Raw genomic sequence first — 21,433 nt, forward strand, 5'->3', positions numbered from 1 at the left:
GGTGCGCTTCCCGGCCCCCCGGCCGTCGCAAGACTTCCGTTGCCGCCTCCCGGCTTCGGTGCGCCCCGACGGTCCGCCCCCGCCGCGACGCCGCCCCCTACCGCTTCCGTCCTTCGCCGTCTCCACATCCGCGCCCGCCGCAGTCGGCCTCCCCGTCCGTCCCCGCCTGGCCGCTCGCGCATCTCAGCCGGAAAAAGGGTGTCCGACCACCCTGTCGGAACCGCTACACTAGTGCGAGTGCTCAGGCGTCGTCAGGCGCCGGAGTCATGATGGTGGGCGTAGCTCAGTTGGTAGAGCATTTGGTTGTGGTCCAAAGGGTCGCGGGTTCGAGTCCCGTCGCTCACCCCATCTGTCAGGCCCCGGATCTGCGGAAACGCGAATCCGGGGCCTGATGCGTTTCCCGTCCGGTTCCGCCGGAGTCCCCCTGAGGTTCCTTCCGAGATGCGCCCGCCGCCGCGGGAATATACCCTACTGGGGTATGGTTGGAATGATCGTCTCGGTGAGCCGAAGACGCCGACCGCGGAAGGAGGCGGAAGATGCAGGGGACGCACGAAAGCGCAGCCGGCCACAGCCACGCGCACGGGTACAGCGACGCGAAGGACGACTACCTCAAGCGTTTGCGGCGGATAGAGGGGCAGGTCCGGGGCCTGCAGCGGATGATCGAGGAGGACAAGTACTGCATCGACATCCTGACTCAGGTCTCCGCGGCCAAGAGCGCCCTGGAGTCCGTGGCGCTGGGCCTGCTGCAGGAGCACCTCGCCCACTGCGTGTCCGAGGCCATGGCCGAAGGCGGCGAGGTGGCCGACGCCAAGGTCCGCGAGGCCTCGGCGGCCATCGCCCGTCTGGTCCGCTCATGACCCGCGCCGCCCCCGCGCGACTCATTGACGCCACCGCCACTTAGCCCCACCCACGACTTTCTCCCCTCCACGTCGCGCCGCCCCCATCGCCGCTCCATCCCCGTTTCTCTCACCCCCGTTTTCTCCACCCTCCACGAACGAGAGCGCGAATATGACTGACATCGAGATCACCGACGCCCCCGAGCCGGCCCCCGCCGCCAACGCCGACGTCCCCGCCGACAGCCCCGTCGTCACCGTCTACTCGGTCTTCGGCATGAACTGCGGCCACTGCGCCGGCGCCGTGACCCGCGAGCTCACCGCGATCCACGGCGTCACCGGCGTGAAGGTGGACCTCGGCGCCAAGAAGGTGACCGTCGGCTCGACCCGGCCGCTGTCCGAGGACGAAGTCCGCGCCGCCGTCGACGAGGCCGGATACGAGCTGGGCTGAGCCGGGTGGAATTCGGGTGGGTCCGGATGGACGCAGCGAGAGCGAAAGGTGCCCGCATGAGCCGCGTAGACGAGCGGATAGAACTCGAGATCACCGGCATGACGTGCGCCTCGTGCGCGGCCCGGATCGAGAAGCGGCTGAACCGGATCGAGGGCGTGACCGCCTCGGTGAACTACGCCACCGAGCGCGCCGCCGTCGCATACCCCCCGGAGGTGTCGCCGGGCCAGCTGATCGCAGCGGTCGAAGTAGTCGGCTACGGCGCCAGCACCCTCGCCGCGGTCTTCCCTACGCCCCCCGCAACTGCCGCCGCCGACTCCATTCCCCTCGCCGACGCCCCCGCTTCGCCCTCGCCGACGTCCGCTGCGTCGATCGCGCCCACTCCGTCGGCGCCCCCCGCTACCGCCGCGTCCGCACCCTCCGCCGACGCTTCCGCGCCCTCCGCGCAGGCCTCTGCCGTGGCTCCTTCCCCCGCGCCGACGTCTGCTGCGGCATCTTCCGCCGCCTCCACCCTGCGGCGTCGCGTCACCATCTCCGCCTCGTTAGCGGTCCCCGTCCTTCTCCTCGCCATGGTCCCCGTGCTCCAATTCCGCGGCTGGCAGTGGCTTTCCCTCGCTCTCGCCACGCCCGTCGTCGCATGGGGCGGCTGGCCGCTGCACCGCGCCGCCTGGCGCAACCTCAAGCACGGCGCCGCGACGATGGACACCCTCGTCTCGCTCGGCACCATCGCCGCCTACGGCTGGTCCCTCTACGCCCTGATCTTCGGTAGCGCCGGCGAGCTCGGCATGCGGATGAGCTTCTCGCTGACCGCGTCGGGCGATGGCAACCAGGACGTCTATCTCGAGGTAGCCAGCGCCGTCACCGTCTTCATCCTGCTCGGCCGCTACCTCGAAGAACGTGCCAAGCGCAGTTCGGGCGCTGCGATGCGCGCGCTGCTCGAGCTCGGCGCCAAGCAGGCCGTAGTGCTGGGCGCGGATGGGGTCGAACGTCCGGTGGCGATCGAGCAGCTGCAGGTCGGCGAGCTGTTCGTCGTGCGGCCGGGGGAGAAGATCGCCACCGACGGCGAGGTCGTCGACGGTCAGTCCGCCGTCGACGCGTCGATGCTCACCGGCGAATCCGTGCCGATCGAGGTCGGCCCCGGCACGCAGGTCAGCGGCGGCACCGTGAACAGCGGAGGCCGGCTGGTCGTGCGCGCCACCCGGGTCGGCGCTGACACGCGCCTCGCTCAGATCGCTCGCCTCGTCGTGCAGGCGCAGACGGGCAAGGCGGCAGTGCAGCGCCTCGCGGACCGCGTCGCCGGGATCTTCGTGCCCGTGGTCATCGTCCTCGCCCTCGCCACGCTGGCACTCTGGCTGATCGCCGGCGGCAACACGGCGCACGCCTTCACAGCTGCTGTCGCCGTGCTGATCATCGCGTGCCCCTGCGCCCTCGGTCTGGCCACCCCGACCGCCCTGCTCGTCGGAACCGGCCGCGGCGCGCAACTCGGCCTGCTGATCAAGGGCCCAGAGGTGCTCGAGTCGACCCGCAAGGTGGACACGATCGTCCTCGACAAGACCGGCACCGTGACGACCGGTCAGATGACCCTGCTCGAGGTCCACGCCACCGGCCCCGCCAGCGCCAGCTTCGCCGCCGAGGCAATGCCCGCCGCCGTCGATGCGGCCGGCTCCGTGCAAGCCGCCCCCGCAGCCGCCCCACACCAGCTCGCCCTCGGCTCACCCGTCGACTCGTCGTCCTCCGCTCTGTCATCCCTGGACGCACCAGCCGCCGAAGTGCTCCGCCTCGCCGGCGCCGTCGAGCATCACGCCGAGCACCCCATCGCCCGCGCGATCGCCCTCGCCGCAGCTACGGCCACAGCTACCGCCCCCCGCCCCGCCGTCTCCGACTTCCGTGCCACGCCTGGCCTCGGCGTCACCGGCATGGTCGAGGACCGCGCCGTCGTCGTCGGCAGCCCCGCCTACATCGAACGCGAGTGGTCGCTGCCCCTCCCTGCCGACCTCGCGTCCGCCGCCACCGCCGCCACCGAACTCGGCCGCACCGCCGTCGCGGTCGCATGGGATGGCAAGGTCCACGGACTGCTCGTCGTCGCCGACGCGGTGAAGCCCGGCGCGCGGGCAGCCGTCGCGGGTCTGCGCGCACTCGGGCTCGAGCCGATGCTGCTCACCGGAGACAACGCCGCCGTAGCCAAGGCGGTGGCCGACCAGGTGGGCATCCCGCAGGAGTCTGTGATCGCCGAGGTCATGCCGGAGGCCAAGGCCGAAGCCGTCCGCGCCCTCCAAGCCCGCGGCCGCGTAGTCGCCATGGCCGGCGACGGCGTCAACGACGCCGCTGCTCTAGCCACGGCCGACCTGGGCCTGTCCATGGGCACCGGCACCGACGCCGCCATCGAGGCCGCCGACCTCACCCTCGTGCGCACCGCCGCCGACGGCTCCGGCGTCGACCTCACCGCCGCCGTGGACGCGATCCGCCTCGCCCGCCGCACTCTGGCGACCATCAAGGGCAACCTGTTCTGGGCCTTCGCCTACAACCTGGCCGCCATCCCCCTCGCCGCCGCCGGCCTGCTCAACCCCCTCATCGCCGGCGCCGCCATGGCAGCCTCCTCCCTCTTCGTCGTCTCCAATTCCCTGCGCCTGCGCGCCTTCCACCCCGCCCCGCCGCCCCCGCCCACCCCCTCCCGCCGCCCCCGCCCCTAATCGATTTCTGCTCCCGGCCGATCTGCGGTACTGTCGGATCCGCAGCAGCGAGCCCCCCGGCCGGTGAAAACGTCCGTCGGCGCTCAACAACTCAACACCAGCGCCGTTAGCTCAATAGGCAGAGCAGCTGACTCTTAATCAGCGGGTTCGGGGTTCAAGTCCCTGACGGCGCACAGTAACCGTACGGCCAGGTCGTGACCCACGACCTGGCCGTTTCGCATCCACCCCTTGACCCCGCCGCGTCGTCCAATGACCCGCCGTCACCCTCCCGGGCGACCCGTTGCGAGCGGATTGCGAGTGGATGCGGATTTTCGGGCCCCAAAGCGTGCCATCGAACCCTGATTTGTATAGTGGCGATTCGAGTATTGGCCATTACATATCGGGCGGTGTCACCGGATGCTCTGCCGTACGCCGTGGGTGTCGCATCTTCCCCTAGTGTCCGCTGATACCCGGGCGGAGTGTGTCGTCCGGGTTCGACGGCACGACGCTGGACGTCGCGAACAAGCAACGTGCCGTTCTTCAGTCCGGCCAGACCCGGCCGCGCTTGCGCCATCTCACTTCAGCGAGGCCGTCGAGGTAGTCGAGACGTTCTGTGTCGGTGGCCGCGACGCAGATATGGACTACGGCGGGATCCTTTCGCGGGCCCGCCTCTGCGCTGGTCCGGTAGGTAACTTCCGCGAGTATCCGGTCGCCGAGGTGGATGTCGGAGGTGTAAGCACCGGGCCAGCCCCACCCGCCGAAGCCCACTCGACTCAGTGGCGCGAGCAGCTCGTCAAGATGCTCATCCGGAAACCTGTCGGCCCACAACTGGACGGCTCCGCCATATACCGCCTCGCTCAGTGCGTTGTGGACGAGGAACTCTGGCATCCTCTCCGCGACCTCGGTCCAGCCGTCGTAGAGCTCGCGCTCGTACACGATGTCTGGGTCATCGAGATCGAAGGCCCAGAGCCAGTCCGCGGTCGGGTCGGTCATGAAGATGACCGCCTTGCCGGTCGCAACGATCTGCTCTGGCCGGTAGAGGTTGTTTCCAAACTGATAGCGGCGCGTCCACTGGGATTCGAACTCGAACCAGTCGAGGAGCGGTCGAGGGAGCCACTTGAACTCCGCTTCCACGCGTCGCGGCGCGGTGTCGGGGCTTCCTCGCCAGCGCACGAGGAAGTCGTGGAAGTCGATGGTTGCTGGGTCGACCACGCGCTCCATATGTTTCTCCCCGATCTGCTTGCCGTCGCGCAGGGCAGCCTAGGGGCTACGGCCTCATGAGGGTCGGCTCGGCAGGAGTTTTCCGCGCTTGTTATCGCGTGCACCGCGGCTATCATCGAGTACGCATAGTCACTTCAGGGGAGCGGGCGATGGACGGCGAGATACAGCTGATCAGTGACGGCGATGGGCTGGCGGTCATCGGGAGTGCGAGGGATGTCGAGCTCTTCCTCATCTCGGAGGGATTGCCGTCGAGAGAGCTCGGCTTGAAGCGGCTCAAGTCGATCGTCGAGACCGGTGCCGTGGCCGCGCAGACGGGTTCCCAGATCGCCGCCGACTCGGGTCGCTGGGTGAAGCTGACGGAGGAGTCGGCGCGGGCTATCAAGAAGCATGGGCTGCGGGAAAGCTCGAAGACTGGCCTGAGTACCGGCGTGGTGAAGGGGCCCAAGGGCAAGGGCCAGATCGGTGGATTCGTCGAGTTCGCGAAGGATCCCCGAACCCTTCTGACGAACCCGTCGGTACTTGCCGGTGCTGCGGGGATCATGGCCCAGGCTGCAATGCAACAGAGCATGGATGAGATCACCGACTATCTGGCCGCGATCGACGAGAAAGTCGACGACGTGCTGCGCGCCCAGAAGGACGCCGTGTTGGCGCGCATGATCGGCGTGGGCTTCGTCATCGAGGAGTCCATGACCCTCCGGAACAGCCGCGGCAGGGTCGACGAGGTGACGTGGTCCAAGGTGCAGTCCGCACCGGCCACGATCGCGGAAACCCAGGCGTACTCGCTGCGCCAGCTTGACGCCATCGCTGAGAAGCTCGAGAACAAGGCCAACATCGGCGATCTCGCCAAGGCCGCTAAGGACGCGGAGGTAGCGGTTCGGGATTGGCTCGCTGTTCTGGCTCGCTGCTTCCAACTCCAGGATGCGATCGCCGTGCTCGAGCTCGACCGGGTGCTCGACGCCTCTCCAGAGGAGCTGAACGGGCATCGCCTCGGCCTGAAGGCCGCCCGGCAGGACCGGCTGGAACTCATCGCGCGGTGCACCGAACATCTGGTGGCCAGGATGAATGCGGCTGCCGGCACGGCCAACGCGAAGGTGCTGTTGCATCCGACCAAGTCTCCGGCCGTCGTCCAGGCGAGCAACCAGGTCGCGACCGGTGTCTATGCCCTCCACGAGCGGCTCGGGATTGAATCCGGAGACAAGTCATCGGAGACGAGGCGATGGGTGGAGGCGGCCGTGGAGGTGAGAGACAAGGCGATCGAGACGGGCACGAAGGGCGTCGGTGCTGCCAAAAGCCTCGGAGCCGAGGGTCTCGATCGGGCCGGCTCGGTAAGAAGCAAGCTTTCCACCGGGATCGCCGAGCGAGCGCGCCGTCTGCGTGGGAGCGACGAGGAACGCGAAGAAGAAGCCTGAACAGGCATCAGCCGCTAGATAAAAGAGTTCGTCCGCGAGAAACCCGGCGTGCCAGCTCGAAAGGGCTGGCCTGCCGCGTCGTCGAGCACCGCTCCTCAGCCCATTGTGAACATCGAACAAGCACCTCGAACCGCAGATCACCCCCCCCGCCTCACAAGTCCTGCATGAATTTTTGCCATCACCCCGCGTCTAGCGTCCGGCGCGCTTCCAGGCGTCGAGAAACTCCCGGTAGAGGAATCGCTGGTACGGCTGGGCGCCTGCGAACGAGCGCTGCTTGCCTATAGTGCGGGCGGAGACCCACAGGCCGCTGACTTTTGGTACCCCGGGTGCGGCCTGCGCCACCGACGCCACGGAGGAGACCAGTTCCTGCTCGAGCGGGGAGAGTTCGACCCGACGTAGCCCGAGACGCTCCAGCAGGTGACGTGTGACACCCTCGATGTCGCGGGCGAAGCGAATTTGGTCCTCGTCGGTCACGCACGCAACGATCACCTGCCGCAGCTCAGCCGCGCGCTCCCGGTAGTCCTGGATACGGGAGACCACGAGGTCGATCCACTCCGTGTCCGAGAGAGTGCCGGTCTCCTGGGCGGACCAGAGCCTTCCACCGAGGAGCGGGAGCTCAAGTTGGAGCAGGCGGAGCCGGTGGGACTCATCTGTCCCGGCCGCGTCGGCAAGACTCTCGTGAATACCGCGGACGGCGCGTATCAGATCGAGTACCGCGGTATCGGTTGCACCGCGGCGCGTGAGGTCGAACGTCAGTGAAAAGTCCCGGCGCAGCGGGTGGGACTGGTACGCCATCCGGCACGCTTCGGCCCGTGCCCTGTACTTCATGCCTCTGGCGAGAGTCGCCATCATGTATGGCCCATCGCCTGGCTCGGCAATCGTGTCGAGCGCCCCGGCCAACAGCAGGGCGGCGGCCCGAGACCACCGGCCGAACTCGTCGTCCTCGACGCCGTCCCGGGTGGGTATTCGTTCTCGGTGGTGCCCTGTCGCGATCTTCACCTCGCGGTGTTGAAACGTTCCCCATGCGCGTAGTCGTTCGGATAGCCCGTCCTGACGCCCGGCCGCGGACCGATCGATGGCCAGAGCCTGGTCTACGAACCGCGCCATGCTCTTGATCCCGTTCGCGCCCTTGAGCTCTGCGATCTCCCTACGCTCAAGCAACTGTGCTCTGGTCCGTTGGTCGTCATCGAGCTGCAGCGGTGCGAGCAGACCTGCTGCCATGAGCGAGCGCAACAGGAGGGGACGCTCTCCGAAGTCTCCTGCCGCAGGAGTGAACAGCAGCGGGTGAGAGACATACACATGCGACATGAAGATCAGCGACTGGATGATTTCGACAAAGCACTGGCGGGCGAACGGGTCGCCCGGCCGCGCGTGCCGGTTCTGGGATACCAGGTAGTCCTCGGCGCTGATCAGCGAGGTCACGTCAATCAATACATCGGTGCCGTGGCCCTCAGTCATCGACCGGCTGCCTCCAGAAACCACGCAACGGTCTCCGGACTGCCCATCACTGTGGAGGAGAACACTGGCGTGGCGGTGGAGAGGAACTGTGCATTCAGGGGCAGCGGTGCACCGGCCTCGTCGCAGTCGCGCAATCCTGAGGCTCGGCCGAGCGCGAGGCCGGCTACCCCGTCCCACAGCTTCTGCTCCCGCCGGCAGAACAACGAGAACCTGGGCAGAGTCGGGTCGGTTAGGCCTGAGATGTCGATGGCGGTGCGGACCATGTCGAGCGTCTGGGATGTCGTTCGCGTCTTGAGTCGGTACCCGGCCGCTTCGGCGATCGGATCCACGGCACGCGCCGGAAGGCCCTCGCTCCTAGTGATCGAGAGCCACTTCGAATCATCGAACGACTCCTGCGGTGACAAAGGAACGCCGTTGACCATCACACGCTTGCTCGCGACGTCGGCAGTGACCACGATCGACGTCCGTCCTTCGCCGAGTTCGGGGGCCAGGATGAAAGCGGCTGACGGCTGCCAGTCTTCCAATAGGCACACAACGCTGCAGAACTCGACTCGATCTCCCCGCACGAACTCCGCTGTGCCGTCGATCGGGTCGACCACCCACACCCGGCCGGATGCTTCCAAGACCTCCGTCCGGATGTGTGTGCGCTCGTCCTCTTCCGCGATCACGACGGCGGAAGGCTCCATCGCCCTAATCGCCTCGATGATCGACTTCTGTACAGCGATGTCCGCCTCTGTCAGCAGCGTCTTGTCAGCTTTGACCTCGACCGGTAGTTCATTGATGCGCTCCCGGTAACGCGAGAAGGCAGGTACGAGCTGGGCATTCAGGTACGTCCACAACTCGTCGGCAGTAGTCGTAGGTGCGCCAACGTCACTCATACGCGTCCGGTTCCTCGCCGCCATTGTCGATACACGTGATGCAGGGTACTTAGAAGACTACTGTCGGCGCCGTACGGAGGCGACCTTCGACGCGCCTGGACAATTTACGTGGAAGTACCGGGCCCGCAGTTGCCCGGGCCCTATCTGACCTGCGACGCCGACGGGCGCGTGAGCCTCACCAAGAGCTGCACGGGATTCAGAAGGTATCCGACGTGGGGAAGTCGCAGTCGTCATCCAACCCGGCGAGTTGGTCGGCGATGGTGTTGGCGGCTTCGCGTTTGGCTTCGGTGGCGACGTCGCCATAGAGGTCGTTGGTGATGGTGGTGGAGGAGTGGCCGAGCATAGCGGAGAGGATCTTCGGGTCGACGCCGGCGGCTCGGGCCATGGTGGCGGCGCCGTGGCGCAGGTCGTGGAGGCGGATCGGGGGGAGGTCGGCTTCGCGGGTGAGGCGCTGGAACTGTTCGAGCGCGTCGTCGGGGTGGATCGCGTAACCGTCGAGGTCGGTGAACACGTAGACGCTGGGGTTGCCGGGGCCGGGTGCCCACTGGTCGCCGGAGCGCTCGGCCCAGCGGCGCTGGCGGCGGCGGTGCTTGGCGAGGGTGACGAGTACGGGTTGCGGGGCGACGAGAGTGCGGGTGCTCGCGTCGGTCTTCGGGGTGGTCTCGGCGACTTCCCAGCCGAGCTGGACGAGTTGCGCCTCGATGGAGATCTCGCCCGAGGCGAAGTCGATGTTCTCCCAGTGCAGCGCCAGTGCTTCGCCCCGGCGTAGGCCGAGATGCGCGATGAGGCTGTAGAGCGCGTAGTACCGGTGGTCCCGGGCGCGGCCGAGGAATGCCTTGGTGTGTTCGGGGGTCCAGACCATGACGGGGCTGGGTTTCTGGCCGGTGCGGCGCCATTCGGCTTCGCGGGCGGGGGTCCACAGCTTCGCCTTCGGCTTGCGTGCCGGGGCGATGTCGATGAACTTCGCGATGTTGAGGACGACTAGGCCTTGCTTGGCGGCGTCGGTGAGCGCGGAGCGGAGGGTGGCGCGGATGCGCTGAATGGAGGCAGCCCCAGGGGAGTCCTCGTAGGGTCCGAGGGCGGCGAGCTCGAGGCGGGCGAGGTCGCGTCCGGCGGTGTCGTTTGCGTGGGCGGCCTCTTGGGCGCGGTGGCGTGCGGCGTGGCGCAGTTCGTTGCGTTCGGCGGCGTCGCGTGCGTCGTTGGCGATCTCGGTGAAGGCCTTGTTGCCGTGGGCGACGTTGAGGCGGGTGAGGGGGATGTGGCCGAGCCTGGGGATCAGGTGCTGGTCGATGTGGCCTTTGTAGGAGCGGTAGGTGTTGGCGGCGCGGGTCTTCTTCTTGCCCTCGACCCAGCCGGTGAGGAACTCGGCGACGGTCAGGGCGCTGTTGACGGGTTGGCCGAGGTCGATGATGCGTCGGATGCCGTCGACGTTCGGCAGCGGCGTGCGCCTGCGCAGTGCGGAGCGGATCAGGGCGGCGATCTGGGCGCGGGCGCGGTCGGGGAACTCGGCGCGTTCGGCGAGATCGAGCAGGTTCCTGATCTCTTTGAGGGTCGCCTCTGCGGCTTCGCGTGTGTCGAAGCCGGAGCGGCGCAGGTGGACGCGGTCGGCCCCTTCCGCGGTCTCGACCTCGAGCTGGATGTGCCAGCTGCCGTGGTCCGAGCTCCACGTGCCTGCCTTGCGCCGTAGTTTCGGGCAGTCGGCGCCGAGGAGCGCGCGGTTCTCGTCCCGGCAGGAGCAGCGCTTGAACAGTGCACCGTTCTTCATGGTTCGTGCCGCCGATCTTGTTGCTAACGGGCTATTCGGTTGCCCCGCTGATTCCGTCCCGGCGCCGCGCACCGGCCGCCGGGGGCGGCTGTGGCCTGCGGTGACGGGCGGCCGGTGCGCGGTTTGCGGGTGGGGAATCAGCGGGTGCGGGCCCTATCGACGCTCCACCGCGGTACGCGGCGCAACGGTCGGCGTCGAGGTTCTTCATCCGGATCCGGCGGTTCGGCCGCGGTGGCCGTTTCGCCGTGCGCGCCGTCATCGGCAGGGGGATGGTCGGCGGAGTAGTCAGGCCCATCGAGCCGCTCTTCGCGAGGTGCGGCGGTGCTGGGCTCGATGTCGAGCAGGCGCAGCAGCGGCGCGGTCGGCACGCGCAGGCTCGTGCCGATCCGCAGCACCGGAACGGGGAAGGTCCCGTTGGCCGCGAGCCGATACGCAGTGGTACGTCCGACCCCGAGCCACGCCGCGGCCGTGACCACGTTGACGACTGGAGGCAGCTCTGACGGGCTGTTAGGGGACGGGGGAGTGGTACGGGAGGTCATTGCGTGACTCCTGACGCGAGTCCGACAACACTGGTGTTCCTCCTGGGTGTGGTGCGGATTGGTGCCGCTGGCCTGGGCTTCGGGGGTCGGGCCTTCCCTTTGCAGAGCATTGACAGAATCTCGGGACTGATGCACAGTTCTCATGTTTCATGAACTTTCCGTGCTCGGCGTGAAGGTTGGGAGCCGGAGTTGGCGCTTGCGCTCGTGCGCGACCTGCGCGACGTTCGGCCGGTGGCGACCGCGGAAGCCGTGGCGGAGTTCGAGGTCGACCTGATGGCCGGGTTCGTGCTCGCGCGGGCGTCGGCGGGCCTGAGCGACTCGACGATCCGTGGCGATGTCAGTCACCTGGATCTGATGCGTGAGTGGTTCGGCCGGCCGTTGTGGGAGATGGCGCCGGCGGATGCCGACGTGTACTTCGGGAAGGTGCTGCGCGGTGCGGCGGGGGGCACGCGACTGGCTCGTGCCGCCGCGCTCTCGGTGTACTTCGAGTTCCTCGAGCTACGCCATCAGGCCGAGTTGCACGCGCTGACCGGCATCGTCGCCGTCTGTCCGCTCGATGAGCTCAACCGGCCGCGCGGGCGCAAGGACGCCCGGTTGCGCATCCCGCCGAGCGAGGCGGAGATGACGGGGTTGTTCACCGGGTGGGGCCAGGCGCTCGGCTCGGCCCGCAAGTTCGCCCCGGCGGCCCGTACCTATGCCGCGGCGAGGCTGATGGCCGATACCGGGCTGCGCGCGAACGAGACTTGTCGGCTCGATCTCGCCGATGTGCGCTGGGAGCTGGGCCGGTTCGGCAAGCTGCACGTGCGCTACGGCAAGGGCTCCTACGGCTCCGGTCCGCGCGAGCGGATGGTCCCGCTGCTCGGCGGTGCCGCCGAGCTGCTGCGCTGGTACATCCAGGACGTGTGGGGCCAGTTGGACCGTGACCACGCCCGGCCCGGTGCGCCGTTGTTCGCCGCCGAGCGCCGGGATATCGACGGCAGTGCGCGCCGGGTGGGCTACGAGACGCTGCGCGCGGGCCTGGCCGAGGCCGCGGCGTCGTACCTGCCGGGGTGGGCGGCCGGCTGACCCCGCACGTGCTGCGGCACTACTGCGCCTCCCAGCTCTACCTCAACAACATGGATCTGATATCCATACAGGAACTTCTCGGGCATTCGTGGGTGGCCACGACCATGCGGTACGTTCACGTGCACCGCACCCGGATCGAGGACGCGTGGCTGGCCGGCCAGTCACGCGCGGCCGAGAGACTCAAGGGGCTGGCGTAGATGAAGTGGAACCTGCGGATGGCCGCGGCCAAACGCGAGATCTGGAAGGCCTCGGTCCTCCAGCGCGCCCTCGCCGAGCGCGGCCTGGTCCTGTCGGCCGGGAAGATGTCGGGCCTGTGGTCCGGCCAGCCCGCCTCCCTCAAACTCGAGGAACTCGACGTGATCTGCGCCGTACTCGGCTGCGAGATCGGCGAACTGCTCATCCCCGAGCCCGAGAAGGTCGCCCCCGGGCCCGAGGCCGCGAACCTCGCACCAGCCGCCGGGATGGGCGGCCCTGGCACGACCCCGCTCGCGATCGTCCCGCGCCGCACCGGCGGGCGCTCGCTGCCCCCACCGATCGCCTGACCCGGATGCCACGCGGCCTTCCCGGGACCCCGGGCCCGCCCTCGGGCACCTTGGACAGCTGCGTCTCCTGCTACGCCTGGGGGCTGATCCACAGCACCGGGGTATGCCTGGGCTGCTACAACTTCACCGCACCCGCCCGACGACACCCCATCGGCCGCTGCGGTGCCTGCCGGCGCGAGCAGCCGCTCAAGAACGGCTACTGCCGCTTGTGCTGGTGCCAGGCCCGGCACGAACGCGACGGCGCGCAGCACCTGGACGCGCGCGCCAAAGTCATGATCGCCCCGCACCTTCCCCTCGTGCGCCACCAACAGCTCTTCCTCGCCGGAATGACCAAACGCACAGCCCGCCCGCGCACCGCGCCGCGCCGCCGAGGCGAGAAAGGCCGACCGCGCAAACCGCCGCCACCCGTGGCCGCGCGCCCCGCCGCCCGCTGGATCCAGACCGCACTCTTCGAGCTCGACCGGCGCAACTACCGCGCCCAGCGCCTCGACCTGCGCAGCGCCCCGGCACCGGAGAACCCGTTCCTCGCCTGGGCCCTGCACCTGGCCCACACCACCGCCCAAGCCCGGGGATGGAACCCGGCCTCCCAGCGCGCGATGCAGCGCACCCTGACCGAGCTGCTCGCCACCCACCAGGCCGGGGAGACGGTACGCGCCAGCGCCGCACGCCCCGTTGCACGAGCGCACTGCATCGGCCTCGAGCACGTGCTCGAACTGCTCGAGCAGATGGACGTACTCGACGACGATCTGCCCACCACCTTCGACATGTGGCTCGCGGCCAAGGCCGCCACCCTCGCCCCCGCGATCGGCGCGGACATCACCGCCTGGGCACGCACCCTGCGCTACGGCACACCGCGCAGCCCCGCACGCCACCCCCACACCGCCTACACCTACCTCACCGCGATCCTGCCCGCCCTGACCGCATGGTCCGCCCGCTACCACCACCTGCGCGAGGTGACCCCCGCCGATGTCACCGCCGTCTACAACCGGGCCACCGGGCAGCAGCGCAGCATGCTCCTTTCCAGCCTCCGCGCGCTGTTTCGCTGGGCGAAGGCCACCCGCAGCATCTTCGCGAACCCCACCCGCGCCCTGCGCGGCCCGAGCGAGAACCGCCCCATCTGGCAACCCCTGGACCAAGCCACACTCGACCAGGCGATCGCCGCCTGCACGAGCCCACAGGCCCGCCTCTTTCTCGCACTCGCCGCGATCCACGGCGCACGCCCCGGACAGACCCGGGCGCTGCGCCTTAACGACCTCGACCTTCCCGCCCGGCGCATCACGATCGGCGGCATCGAGCGCCCCCTCGACGCGCTGACCCACCAGGTGCTGCTCGACTACCTCGAGCACCGCCACCGACGCCACCCCGGCACCGCCAACCCGCACCTGCTGGTGAGCAAGCAAAGCGCGCTCGGGCTCGGGCCCGTCAGCCAGACCTACGTCATCGACCTGCGCGCGACCGACACGAACCTCGAACGACTGCGGATAGACCGGCGCCTGGAAGAAGCCCTCGCCTCCGGCGCCGACCCCACCCACCTGCTCGCCGTGTTCGGCGGATCCGAGAGCACCGCAGTGCGCTACGCGACCAACGCCCGACTCCTGCTGGCATCCGATCACGAGTCCCTCCCCGGTTCATCCCCGCGAACCTCAGCACTCGACCCCGCCGCAGCCCCGGAAGTATCCTGAAGTTCGACCTGAGAACCCTTCAGTTGACGTGAACTTCTGGAACTTTCCTCCTTGATCATGCAAAGGACGTCTTCATGGGTGATCAGGGATTGGGGTACGCCGCGGGCGTTGGCGCGGCGGACGGCGTCGAGCTGGAAGAACGAGCCATGCGCGACCAGCCGTTCTCGCGGGGCGGCGGGAACACAGCTGCAGCCACCGAGTTCGTGCTCATCGCACTCGATCTGCTCACAGCGCGCGAGCAGGGCGACGCAGCGTTCGAGCGGGACGTAGCCGGCTGCGCGTCCGGCACGCAGGACTGCGGCGGGCAGGTCGATCAGGTTGCCGTCGCGTCGCCAGGGCCTGGCGGTGACCGCGACGATGCCGCCTGGTGCGAGCAGCGGGTGGGCTGCTGCCAGGACGTCGGTGAAACCGGCGAGCATTTCGCGTGCGGGACGATGGGCGAGGTTGTGCCGGTCCTTTGAGTAGCGTTGGTCGGTTTTGGCGATCGCCCCGGCGTGCCCGGCGCGGCCGTGGACTTTGACCTGACCGTGGCAGGTGGGTCCGTACGGTGGCGAGGTCAGCAGGAGCTTGACCCGGCCGCGCGCCGCTTCGACGAGCTCGTCCGGGATGCTGCGGGCGTCGGCGTTCCAGACGAACCCTGCTCCCTGGGCACCGCCAGCGCGGGCGTGGTTGATGCCGCGCTGCGCAAGGCCGGCCCACTGGCGTTCGTACTCGACGCCGACCGCGTTGCGCCCGAGGTGCATCGCTTCGATCAACGTTGTGCCGATGCCGCACATCGGGTCGAGCACCAGGTCGTGCGGCTCGGTGTAGGTCTCGATGACGTGGCGGGCGATCGCCGGGAGCATCCGGCCGGGGTGCGCGATGGTCTCGGGCAGGTAGCGGCCGGTGCGCTGGGAACGTGAGGGCGACTGCGCGGTGCACCACACCCCGATCGCCCGACGCGTCCGCACGGGTTCGGGCGTGATGGCCCGGGGAAGGTGCTCGAGGCCGGGCAGCGGCAGCTGTCCCGCGCACTCACCAGAGTGCTGATCATCGTTTGTCAACGGTTGGGTGTCCTTTCCGGTGGCTCGGCCATGGCCTGATATGGTCAGGTGGAGGCTAAGCGGTGAAGACGAGCAGGTCGGAGTGCACCCGCCGATGACGCGGCTGGGCCTTCGCATGACGGGGCGGGTTTCGCGGCGCGTGGTCTCGAGCAGAGAGCGGTTCAGCCAGGAGCCTGGTGTGCACGATCACGTGGTGCTGGAGGTAGCCGAGTCCGGCGTGCCTGGCGTGCCGCACGTACGATCCGGTCGGGTCGGGCAGCCCGTCCAGGTCGGTCGCCTGATGGGTGTGCACGAGAACGACGCCGCCCGGGCGCACCGCCTCGCGTAGCACCCGGAAGAAGGGCACCGCGACATCCAGCGCGGCGGTCGGCTCGTAGTCAAGCGGGTCGGCAATCACCAGTGCGGCGTCCAGGCCGAAGATGCGTTCGGCGCCGTGATAGAGCTGCGCGGCGTTCATCCATTCCGGCGCCCAGTCCGTGGGGGTGACATCCAGACCAGTACGGCCCGGCCCCGGGCCGTGGCAGAGGCCGAGCTCGCCGCCGTCTGGGAGGAACTGGGCGGTGATCCGCGTCAGTGCCCAGACAGGGAGCTCGGACTCGTTGACCACCGCTGCAGCCAGCCCTCCTGCCGGGGGCAGCCAGACGCTGTGGCCGATCCCGGGGCTGCCCCCATCGGGGACGAGGTGGCGCTGATGAGCAGTCGAAGGGACAGGGACCTTGAGCAGGATCCGGCCAAGGCCCGGAATCCGGTGCTCGTCGTGATCCCGGCCATATTGTTGCGTTGCGTGGAACATCCGTGTCCCTCGCGGACCCGTCCTGCGCCGATCTGACGACCGGCACGACCCGCAGAAGATGCAGACCAACCGCTGGCGGAATAACCGCGCGCCTGCCGTCAGCTCCGGCATTCACCTGTTCGGAGCACACCCCACGTGAATCCCCCGAATGGCACGACGAGACCAACCCCTCATGACGTCGATGCAGGCCAAGTGGCATCCGGCGAAGAGGCCAGGGTCCTCCCGACCAACCCGTGACCAACCGGCGAGCAACCCGCAGACAACCTCCGAGGGCTGATCACGGCCAGCGCCGAACAACCGGCGATCAATCCGACGGCGAGACCTGTCCTGCCGGCGCAACCCTGCCCGGCGGTTCTGCGACAGGAAGGCCTCATCGTGACCGACCCCAACCGTCCCCGCCCGTCCGCCCGCTGCCACTGCGCACGGCACGCCACCGACCAGCCCGCCACGTGCAGCCGCTACCGCTCGATGGACACCGCCCACCTCTTCCCAGTGCTCGCCGCGATCGGCCGCGATTTCGCAGAGCTGTGCGAGCGAGGCGGGCTCGGCGAAATGCCGAGTGTCATGGGACTGGTGCCTCTGACGGACGTCAGCGCCTACCTGACCTGCCCGCTGACCGATGACGTCGAGCGCGACGCCCTTTGGCGCCGCGTCATCGAGCTCGGCCGCCGTCCCGATACACAGGCGGAGTCGTGGCGCCTCGTCGCACTTGGGCTCGCATTGCCTCGGCTGATCCACATCGCGCTGCGTGCCCGTGATCGCAACCACGTCCACCCTGCCGAGACCGACGAGATGGTCGCGGAAATGCTCGCCGCGTTCGCGCAAGCGCTCGCCATGATCGACCTGGGACCCGACCATGCCGATCACGCCGACCTGATCAACTGGCGCCTCGCCAGAGCGGCTGCGGCAGGAGCTCAGCGAGTCGCCGACCGCCGTACCGCGCACTGTCGACGGACCGCCGACAACGCCGAAGCGCATCTGCCCGAACCCGCTGCGGGCACGCGTACCCACCCGACGCACCCGGACATCGCTCTGGCGCGGCTTGTGGCCGCGGGAGTGATCGACATCGCGGAGGCTGAATTGATCGGCCGACACCGGATCGAGCGGGTGACTCTACGTCAACTGTGTCTCGAGCGCGGCTGGTATCCGATGCAGGGCACCCGAGCGCTGCGGGCAGCGGAGGAGAAGGTGGCTTGTGCGCTCGGGGCGGTGGGCGTTGGCCGCATCCATCAGACCGACGAGCGCCCGAAGGCAGGTCAGTGGGGCTCGCGACGGTCTACCGCGTGATCATCTCGCGGTGCGTCAGCCGCCTGAAGCCGACGATTCGGAAGTCGGTAGGTCAGAACCAACCCCCGTGGGGACTGCCGCTGGCGGACCTGCCGTGCTTGTCAGTGCGGGTGAGGCCGTGAGAGGTTGCAGCCCTTCCGACTGCCACCAGTTGGCCGGTGCTGGCGTGGAGTAGCAGCTCTGGTACGAGAAGTTGAGGACTCCGCTGTCGACGTCGACGAGTAGGCCGGACGAGGTGCCCTGCACATATACGCCGTCAGGCTGTGTGTCGTAGACGGGTGTGCCGATTCCCAACGATTTCATGGCCGATCCGACCGTATTCATCAAGGCTGTCGCCTGCGTCGAGGAGTAGGTTCCTGGAAGGGTGTAATCCAGATTGACGTGGCCGTGCTGGTCATCTGACTCGTTGCATAGGCCTTCGTTGTACGAGAACTGGGCCGTGGGCGGTTTGTGTAGGGCGATCAGGATTTGGTTGATGTGCACTTCACCGAGTTGGAAGGCTTGCTCCCGGGTCGGCAACTGACTGCTGGCTCCGGTGCTGGGCGCGCTTGAGCCCCCGCAGCCGGAGCACAGGCCCACGACGAGAAGCGCGACCGCGGAGCCGGCCTGAAGAGGTCTCGGCCTTGCGCGGAAGAGGGGCAACTTCATGGTGCGTCGTCCGTTCAGTCAGATCGTCCGCTTTGAGGTGGACCCGAACCTGGATGGTCAGGGTTGAGGGCTGGGCGTCTGGTGCGAGGGTGTCGAGGGCACCTGGGTCGACGGGCTGGGAATGCTCTGCGGTGGTTGCCAGATCGGCCCCGCCGAGTGGACGAGCTGCACCTTGTCGGTGTGTCCTGAGATGATGTAGCCGATGTTGGTGAGTGACGAGTCGCCGTAATCGTTGTTCGCGTTGTTGCCCGTCACATCGAAGTACTCACCGTGCTGGCCCATCGGGAAACCTCCGCCGGTGGCGTTCACGGTGAACTGGTTCGCGCCGAAGCCGGCACTGGTCGGCGCCGGTCCGAACCATTGGAGTCGAGCTACGGGGTCGTCGGACGCCGTGCCGGCCCATACGTGGGATGGATCGATGTTGAGCTGATCGGCAGAGTTGGCGCTGGTTCCCGGGCTGCCGACGAGGACGATGTTGTCGACCGGCAGGTGTGACGCCTTGGCCGTCTCCCCCACCACGAGCGAGCCGTAGCTGTGTCCGAGCAGGGTGTAGTTGTTGATATGGGGGTTGGTGACGCGGAGGCTGTTGATGAAACTGGTCAGGTTCGCGACGGCGGCTGTCGCGTCGTCTGTAGAGACCACGTCCGGACTGAAGTTGGCGCTTGCGACGTCGAACTGGGGGGCGTTGTAACCGAGCCAGATGATGGTCGCGGTGTCATTCGCGCCGCTGTCCTTATCGGCCGCGAGCGTCATGTTCTGGGTGTGCTGGATGTCGTACTGGAAGTGGGTGTTGTTCGAGCTCGTGTTGAGCCCAGGCACGTAGACGCACACGTTCTTGGCGGTGTCAGGGTCTCCGCACGCGACTATGGCATGCCCGGCGTCGTTGGTGTCGAAGCCGAGCAGGTACATCGGCGGCATGGTGACCTGGCGGCCTTCGAAGGAGTAGGGCTGTCCGCTCATGTTGATGTTCTGCTGGAGCATCTGGAGTGCCGGTAACTGGCCGTTGACCGAGGCGAGCCGGGTCTCGATCGAGTTGAGCTGGTCCGTCAGCGCTTTCAACTGCAGGGACGGCACGTTAGGCGCGAGCGGGTTGACTGCCTTCCCACTGGCGTAGAGCTGGTTGATCTCGGCTTCGACCTGCTTCTGCTGCGCTGTCAGCGTCGACTGCAACTGGGTGTCGTGGTTGATATCGCCGGTCAGCAGGATGCGGTTGGCCTTATCGCGGACCGTCGCGGGCAGGCCGTTGAGCGCCCCGATCGCCGCAGGCTGGTCCTTGATGAGCTGTACCTGCGCCGCGGCGCCGTTCTTGCCGAACGCGCTCCACCATGCGGCGGTCTCGGACGAGTCGGCGCCCGTCGGGATCAGCGACTTCTCCAGCTTCGCTTCCATCGCGCTGGCACTCGCCTGAGAGGATGCGGCGTCCGTCTGCCAGTTCTTGCCCTGGCCGTACTGCTCGGTGTCGTCCATCGCGCTTGCGACCTGGTCGTTGACGGCCTGCGCGGTCGAGAGCGCTCGGCGGATCAGGTCCTGCATCTCGGCGTAATCAGGGCTGTTGTTCATCTCCTCATACAGCTGTTGGACGATGGCTTGGTTATGGGGCGCGGGCGTGAGAGTGGGGTAGGTCTGTCCGAAGTCGTCGATCTGCCAGTCGTTGCGCGCCGCTATCCCAGCTGCCGCGTTCAAGTACGCCTGGGCATCGGCGATGCCTTCGTACGCAGAGCGCAGCAGACCCACGAACCTGCCGAGGTAGTCGAGCGTGGCCTGATAGTCGCCGACCGCCGTCCCGATGGTGGACAGCGCTGCGGTCGCGGCCGGCCCCGACCAGGAGTCCTCGAGCCGCTGATAGATCTGATGGTTGAGGTCGACCGCGGACTGTTCGAACCCGTCGACCACCGTCTTCATCGCGTCCGCTGCGTCGGCGTACGCCTCGGCTTGGGCAGCCCTCAGCAGGCTGTAGGTGATCTGGGTCGTCACAGTGCGGACGCTCCGCCACGAAGCACGCGGACGAACGAATCGTGCGTGGCCGACTCGTTCTCGTCGTAGGACGCGGCGTTCGAGGTGAGGTTCGCTGAGATCCGGCTCGCTTCACTCGCCAACTGCTGGAGTCGATTGCCCCATGACTGACGTGCGCGTGCGATCGCCGCTCCGGTATCGAGACCGCCTGGCACGCCCAGTGCGAGAGCGGCCTGCGCCTTGGCCACCAGCGACTCGACCCCCTGGCCGACGCCGTCGGCCGTATGCGCGAAGCCGCGCAACGATTGTGCATCCACGGTGAACCCGCCGCCGTCCGTTGGACGCGGAGCCATATCCGTCCCCTTTTTAGCCTGCCACTCCCCGGTAGCGGGATCACTCGACACGATCGAACCGCTACCCTGCGCTGCCAGAGTAACCCGACATGTTTAGGCATACAAGAGCTCTGCTATACGAGACCGTCTTGTACCGACATCATCCCAGCTCAGGTCGCACTTGCCTGGCGGAAACCCGCTGTGGGGCCTGAAAGCCGCCATGGAAGTGACGGAACATGCGAGGCAGCATTCAGCCTCGCCACGCTACGGTTCAACTGATCGCATCAATCACATTTCTCCGCCCGAATACGCAGCTGTCTGTTACAGCGTCGCGTATCGATCTGCATCTTTCACGGAGCGGTTTACTCCCCTCCTCCTGATCGGGCCGCTGCCGGTCCGGGTGGCGAAGCACTGCAGCGCCCCCGCCCCGTCCGGCACGACCCCGACCGCAACCAGCCGACACGGAAGGAAGCGGACCCGCCGAAGCGCCGCGGATGCGCAGCACTGCTACGCCCGCCCGCGACCGGCAGCGGCCTGATCAGGGCACGGATCGGCACCGGACCACTGCGGCCGGGCCGCCTTTCGGAAGGAGGTCGACCCACGTGCCCGCCGCACATTTCGCTGTCATCGCCGTCGCGAGCATCGACCAAGTCGTCGGAAACCTGACGACGTGGATCACAGCGATTCTCGTCAGTCTCGCCACCCTCTATCTGACCATCGGCGGTGCCCGCTATCTGATGGCCGGCGGCGATCCTGCGGAGGTTGAGAAGGCCAAGGTCGCCCTTAGGTCCGCGATGATCGGATACGCGCTGGCGGTGCTCGCGCCAGACATCGTCTCCGTCCTTCGTTCGCTGACCGGCTCCTGACC

General features: G+C 67.9%; 17 protein-coding genes, 2 tRNA genes and 1 pseudogene. 11 read left to right on the top strand and 9 right to left on the bottom strand.

From position 1 onward, the window contains the following. Positions 1 to 272 precede the first annotated feature (272 nt). From ACTRO_RS27645 to ACTRO_RS27665, 5 genes are all read left to right on the top strand, one after another. Positions 273 to 348 (top strand) — tRNA-His (locus ACTRO_RS27645). A gap of 188 nt (positions 349 to 536) precedes the next feature. Further along, a complete protein-coding gene (locus ACTRO_RS50450; RefSeq protein WP_034267691.1) occupies positions 537 to 857 on the top strand; it encodes a metal-sensitive transcriptional regulator in 321 nt (106 codons plus the stop codon). 151 nt (positions 858 to 1,008) lie between these two features. Further along, a complete protein-coding gene (locus ACTRO_RS27655) occupies positions 1,009 to 1,284 on the top strand; it encodes a heavy-metal-associated domain-containing protein (protein WP_034267694.1) in 276 nt (91 codons plus the stop codon). A gap of 56 nt (positions 1,285 to 1,340) precedes the next feature. Continuing rightward, on the top strand, positions 1,341 to 3,971 hold the full coding sequence (locus ACTRO_RS46040; protein ID WP_034267697.1) for a heavy metal translocating P-type ATPase: 2,631 nt from the start codon (positions 1,341 to 1,343) through the stop codon (positions 3,969 to 3,971). 100 nt (positions 3,972 to 4,071) lie between these two features. Then, positions 4,072 to 4,144 (top strand) — tRNA-Lys (locus tag ACTRO_RS27665). A gap of 346 nt (positions 4,145 to 4,490) precedes the next feature. Here the strand turns inward: ACTRO_RS27665 and ACTRO_RS27670 are convergent. Further along, positions 4,491 to 5,171: a hypothetical protein gene (locus ACTRO_RS27670; protein ID WP_034267701.1), complete on the bottom strand. Its 681-nt coding sequence runs from the start codon at positions 5,169 to 5,171 to the stop codon at positions 4,491 to 4,493. Positions 5,172 to 5,320: 149 nt separating this feature from the next. Between ACTRO_RS27670 and ACTRO_RS27675 the strand changes: the two genes are divergently transcribed. Beyond that, positions 5,321 to 6,580, top strand: a complete 1,260-nt coding sequence (locus ACTRO_RS27675) for a hypothetical protein (protein WP_034267703.1) — start codon at positions 5,321 to 5,323, stop codon at positions 6,578 to 6,580. Between the two features lie 189 nt (positions 6,581 to 6,769). Here ACTRO_RS27675 and ACTRO_RS27680 read toward each other — a convergent pair whose 3' ends face one another. The 4 genes from ACTRO_RS27680 to ACTRO_RS47530 all read right to left on the bottom strand — a co-directional run bounded on the left by ACTRO_RS27680 (position 6,770) and on the right by ACTRO_RS47530 (position 11,220). Next, positions 6,770 to 8,038 (bottom strand): hypothetical protein, encoded by a 1,269-nt coding sequence (locus ACTRO_RS27680; RefSeq protein WP_034267705.1) that lies wholly within the window; start codon positions 8,036 to 8,038, stop codon positions 6,770 to 6,772. After that, complete coding sequence (locus tag ACTRO_RS27685) at positions 8,035 to 8,916, bottom strand: inositol monophosphatase family protein (RefSeq protein WP_034267707.1); 882 nt, start codon at positions 8,914 to 8,916, stop codon at positions 8,035 to 8,037. Before ACTRO_RS27685 ends, ACTRO_RS27680 begins: the two co-directional genes overlap by 4 nt. Before the next feature lie 196 nt (positions 8,917 to 9,112). Next, positions 9,113 to 10,681: a site-specific integrase gene (locus ACTRO_RS27690; RefSeq protein WP_051451480.1), complete on the bottom strand. Its 1,569-nt coding sequence runs from the start codon at positions 10,679 to 10,681 to the stop codon at positions 9,113 to 9,115. A gap of 137 nt (positions 10,682 to 10,818) precedes the next feature. Beyond that, positions 10,819 to 11,220: a helix-turn-helix transcriptional regulator gene (locus ACTRO_RS47530; RefSeq protein ID WP_157436479.1), complete on the bottom strand. Its 402-nt coding sequence runs from the start codon at positions 11,218 to 11,220 to the stop codon at positions 10,819 to 10,821. Between the two features lie 189 nt (positions 11,221 to 11,409). On the opposite strand from ACTRO_RS47530, the pseudogene ACTRO_RS50455 reads away from it, so the two are divergent. The 3 genes and pseudogenes from ACTRO_RS50455 (at position 11,410) to ACTRO_RS27710 (ending at position 14,509) form a co-directional block, all read left to right on the top strand. Beyond that, positions 11,410 to 12,482, top strand: a pseudogene (locus tag ACTRO_RS50455) (tyrosine-type recombinase/integrase). Next, positions 12,483 to 12,827: a helix-turn-helix domain-containing protein gene (locus ACTRO_RS27705; protein WP_034261863.1), complete on the top strand. Its 345-nt coding sequence runs from the start codon at positions 12,483 to 12,485 to the stop codon at positions 12,825 to 12,827. It begins immediately after the preceding pseudogene. A gap of 5 nt (positions 12,828 to 12,832) precedes the next feature. Further along, positions 12,833 to 14,509 (top strand): site-specific integrase, encoded by a 1,677-nt coding sequence (locus tag ACTRO_RS27710; protein WP_051450382.1) that lies wholly within the window; start codon positions 12,833 to 12,835, stop codon positions 14,507 to 14,509. Here the strand turns inward: ACTRO_RS27710 and ACTRO_RS27715 are convergent. Further along, positions 14,437 to 15,459, bottom strand: a complete 1,023-nt coding sequence (locus ACTRO_RS27715; protein ID WP_051451481.1) for a TRM11 family SAM-dependent methyltransferase — start codon at positions 15,457 to 15,459, stop codon at positions 14,437 to 14,439. The genes ACTRO_RS27710 and ACTRO_RS27715 overlap by 73 nt on opposite strands. Before the next feature lie 148 nt (positions 15,460 to 15,607). After that, positions 15,608 to 16,159 (bottom strand): hypothetical protein, encoded by a 552-nt coding sequence (locus tag ACTRO_RS43985; protein ID WP_051451482.1) that lies wholly within the window; start codon positions 16,157 to 16,159, stop codon positions 15,608 to 15,610. A 654-nt stretch (positions 16,160 to 16,813) separates the two neighbouring features. On the opposite strand from ACTRO_RS43985, the gene ACTRO_RS27725 reads away from it, so the two are divergent. Further along, positions 16,814 to 17,632 carry a hypothetical protein gene (locus tag ACTRO_RS27725; protein WP_157436480.1) on the top strand — a complete coding sequence of 273 codons (819 nt, stop codon included), beginning with the start codon at positions 16,814 to 16,816 and terminating at the stop codon, positions 17,630 to 17,632. Positions 17,633 to 18,337: 705 nt separating this feature from the next. On the opposite strand, the gene ACTRO_RS27730 is transcribed toward ACTRO_RS27725, so the two are convergent. Beyond that, positions 18,338 to 20,254 carry an alpha/beta hydrolase gene (locus ACTRO_RS27730; protein WP_034267715.1) on the bottom strand — a complete coding sequence of 639 codons (1,917 nt, stop codon included), beginning with the start codon at positions 20,252 to 20,254 and terminating at the stop codon, positions 18,338 to 18,340. Then, the gene (locus ACTRO_RS27735) at positions 20,251 to 20,586 is read right to left on the bottom strand and encodes a type VII secretion target (protein WP_084316563.1); all 336 of its coding nucleotides are present in this window, start codon (positions 20,584 to 20,586) and stop codon (positions 20,251 to 20,253) included. The genes ACTRO_RS27730 and ACTRO_RS27735 overlap by 4 nt, the downstream gene beginning before the upstream one ends. Positions 20,587 to 21,167: 581 nt before the next feature. On the opposite strand from ACTRO_RS27735, the gene ACTRO_RS27740 reads away from it, so the two are divergent. Further along, on the top strand, positions 21,168 to 21,431 hold the full coding sequence (locus ACTRO_RS27740) for a pilin (protein ID WP_051451483.1): 264 nt from the start codon (positions 21,168 to 21,170) through the stop codon (positions 21,429 to 21,431). The last annotated feature ends 2 nt before the right edge of the window (positions 21,432 to 21,433 follow it).

The sequence above is a fragment of the Actinospica robiniae DSM 44927 genome (genome assembly GCF_000504285.1).
GTDB lineage: Bacteria > Actinomycetota > Actinomycetes > Streptomycetales > Catenulisporaceae > Actinospica > Actinospica robiniae.

What these genes read in the sequence shown, in the direction of transcription:
- ACTRO_RS50450 (WP_034267691.1), top strand. Translation starts at nt 537, where the DNA reads ATGCAGGGGACGCACGAAAGCGCAGCCGGCCACAGCCACGCGCACGGG.
- ACTRO_RS27655 (WP_034267694.1), top strand. Translation starts at nt 1,009, where the DNA reads ATGACTGACATCGAGATCACCGACGCCCCCGAGCCGGCCCCCGCCGCC.
- ACTRO_RS46040 (WP_034267697.1), top strand. Translation starts at nt 1,341, where the DNA reads ATGAGCCGCGTAGACGAGCGGATAGAACTCGAGATCACCGGCATGACG.
- ACTRO_RS27670 (WP_034267701.1), bottom strand. Translation starts at nt 5,171, where the DNA reads ATGGAGCGCGTGGTCGACCCAGCAACCATCGACTTCCACGACTTCCTC.
- ACTRO_RS27675 (WP_034267703.1), top strand. Translation starts at nt 5,321, where the DNA reads ATGGACGGCGAGATACAGCTGATCAGTGACGGCGATGGGCTGGCGGTC.
- ACTRO_RS27680 (WP_034267705.1), bottom strand. Translation starts at nt 8,038, where the DNA reads ATGACTGAGGGCCACGGCACCGATGTATTGATTGACGTGACCTCGCTG.
- ACTRO_RS27685 (WP_034267707.1), bottom strand. Translation starts at nt 8,916, where the DNA reads ATGAGTGACGTTGGCGCACCTACGACTACTGCCGACGAGTTGTGGACG.
- ACTRO_RS27690 (WP_051451480.1), bottom strand. Translation starts at nt 10,681, where the DNA reads ATGAAGAACGGTGCACTGTTCAAGCGCTGCTCCTGCCGGGACGAGAAC.
- ACTRO_RS47530 (WP_157436479.1), bottom strand. Translation starts at nt 11,220, where the DNA reads ATGACCTCCCGTACCACTCCCCCGTCCCCTAACAGCCCGTCAGAGCTG.
- ACTRO_RS27705 (WP_034261863.1), top strand. Translation starts at nt 12,483, where the DNA reads ATGAAGTGGAACCTGCGGATGGCCGCGGCCAAACGCGAGATCTGGAAG.
- ACTRO_RS27710 (WP_051450382.1), top strand. Translation starts at nt 12,833, where the DNA reads ATGCCACGCGGCCTTCCCGGGACCCCGGGCCCGCCCTCGGGCACCTTG.
- ACTRO_RS27725 (WP_157436480.1), top strand. Translation starts at nt 16,814, where the DNA reads ATGGACACCGCCCACCTCTTCCCAGTGCTCGCCGCGATCGGCCGCGAT.
- ACTRO_RS27735 (WP_084316563.1), bottom strand. Translation starts at nt 20,586, where the DNA reads ATGGCTCCGCGTCCAACGGACGGCGGCGGGTTCACCGTGGATGCACAA.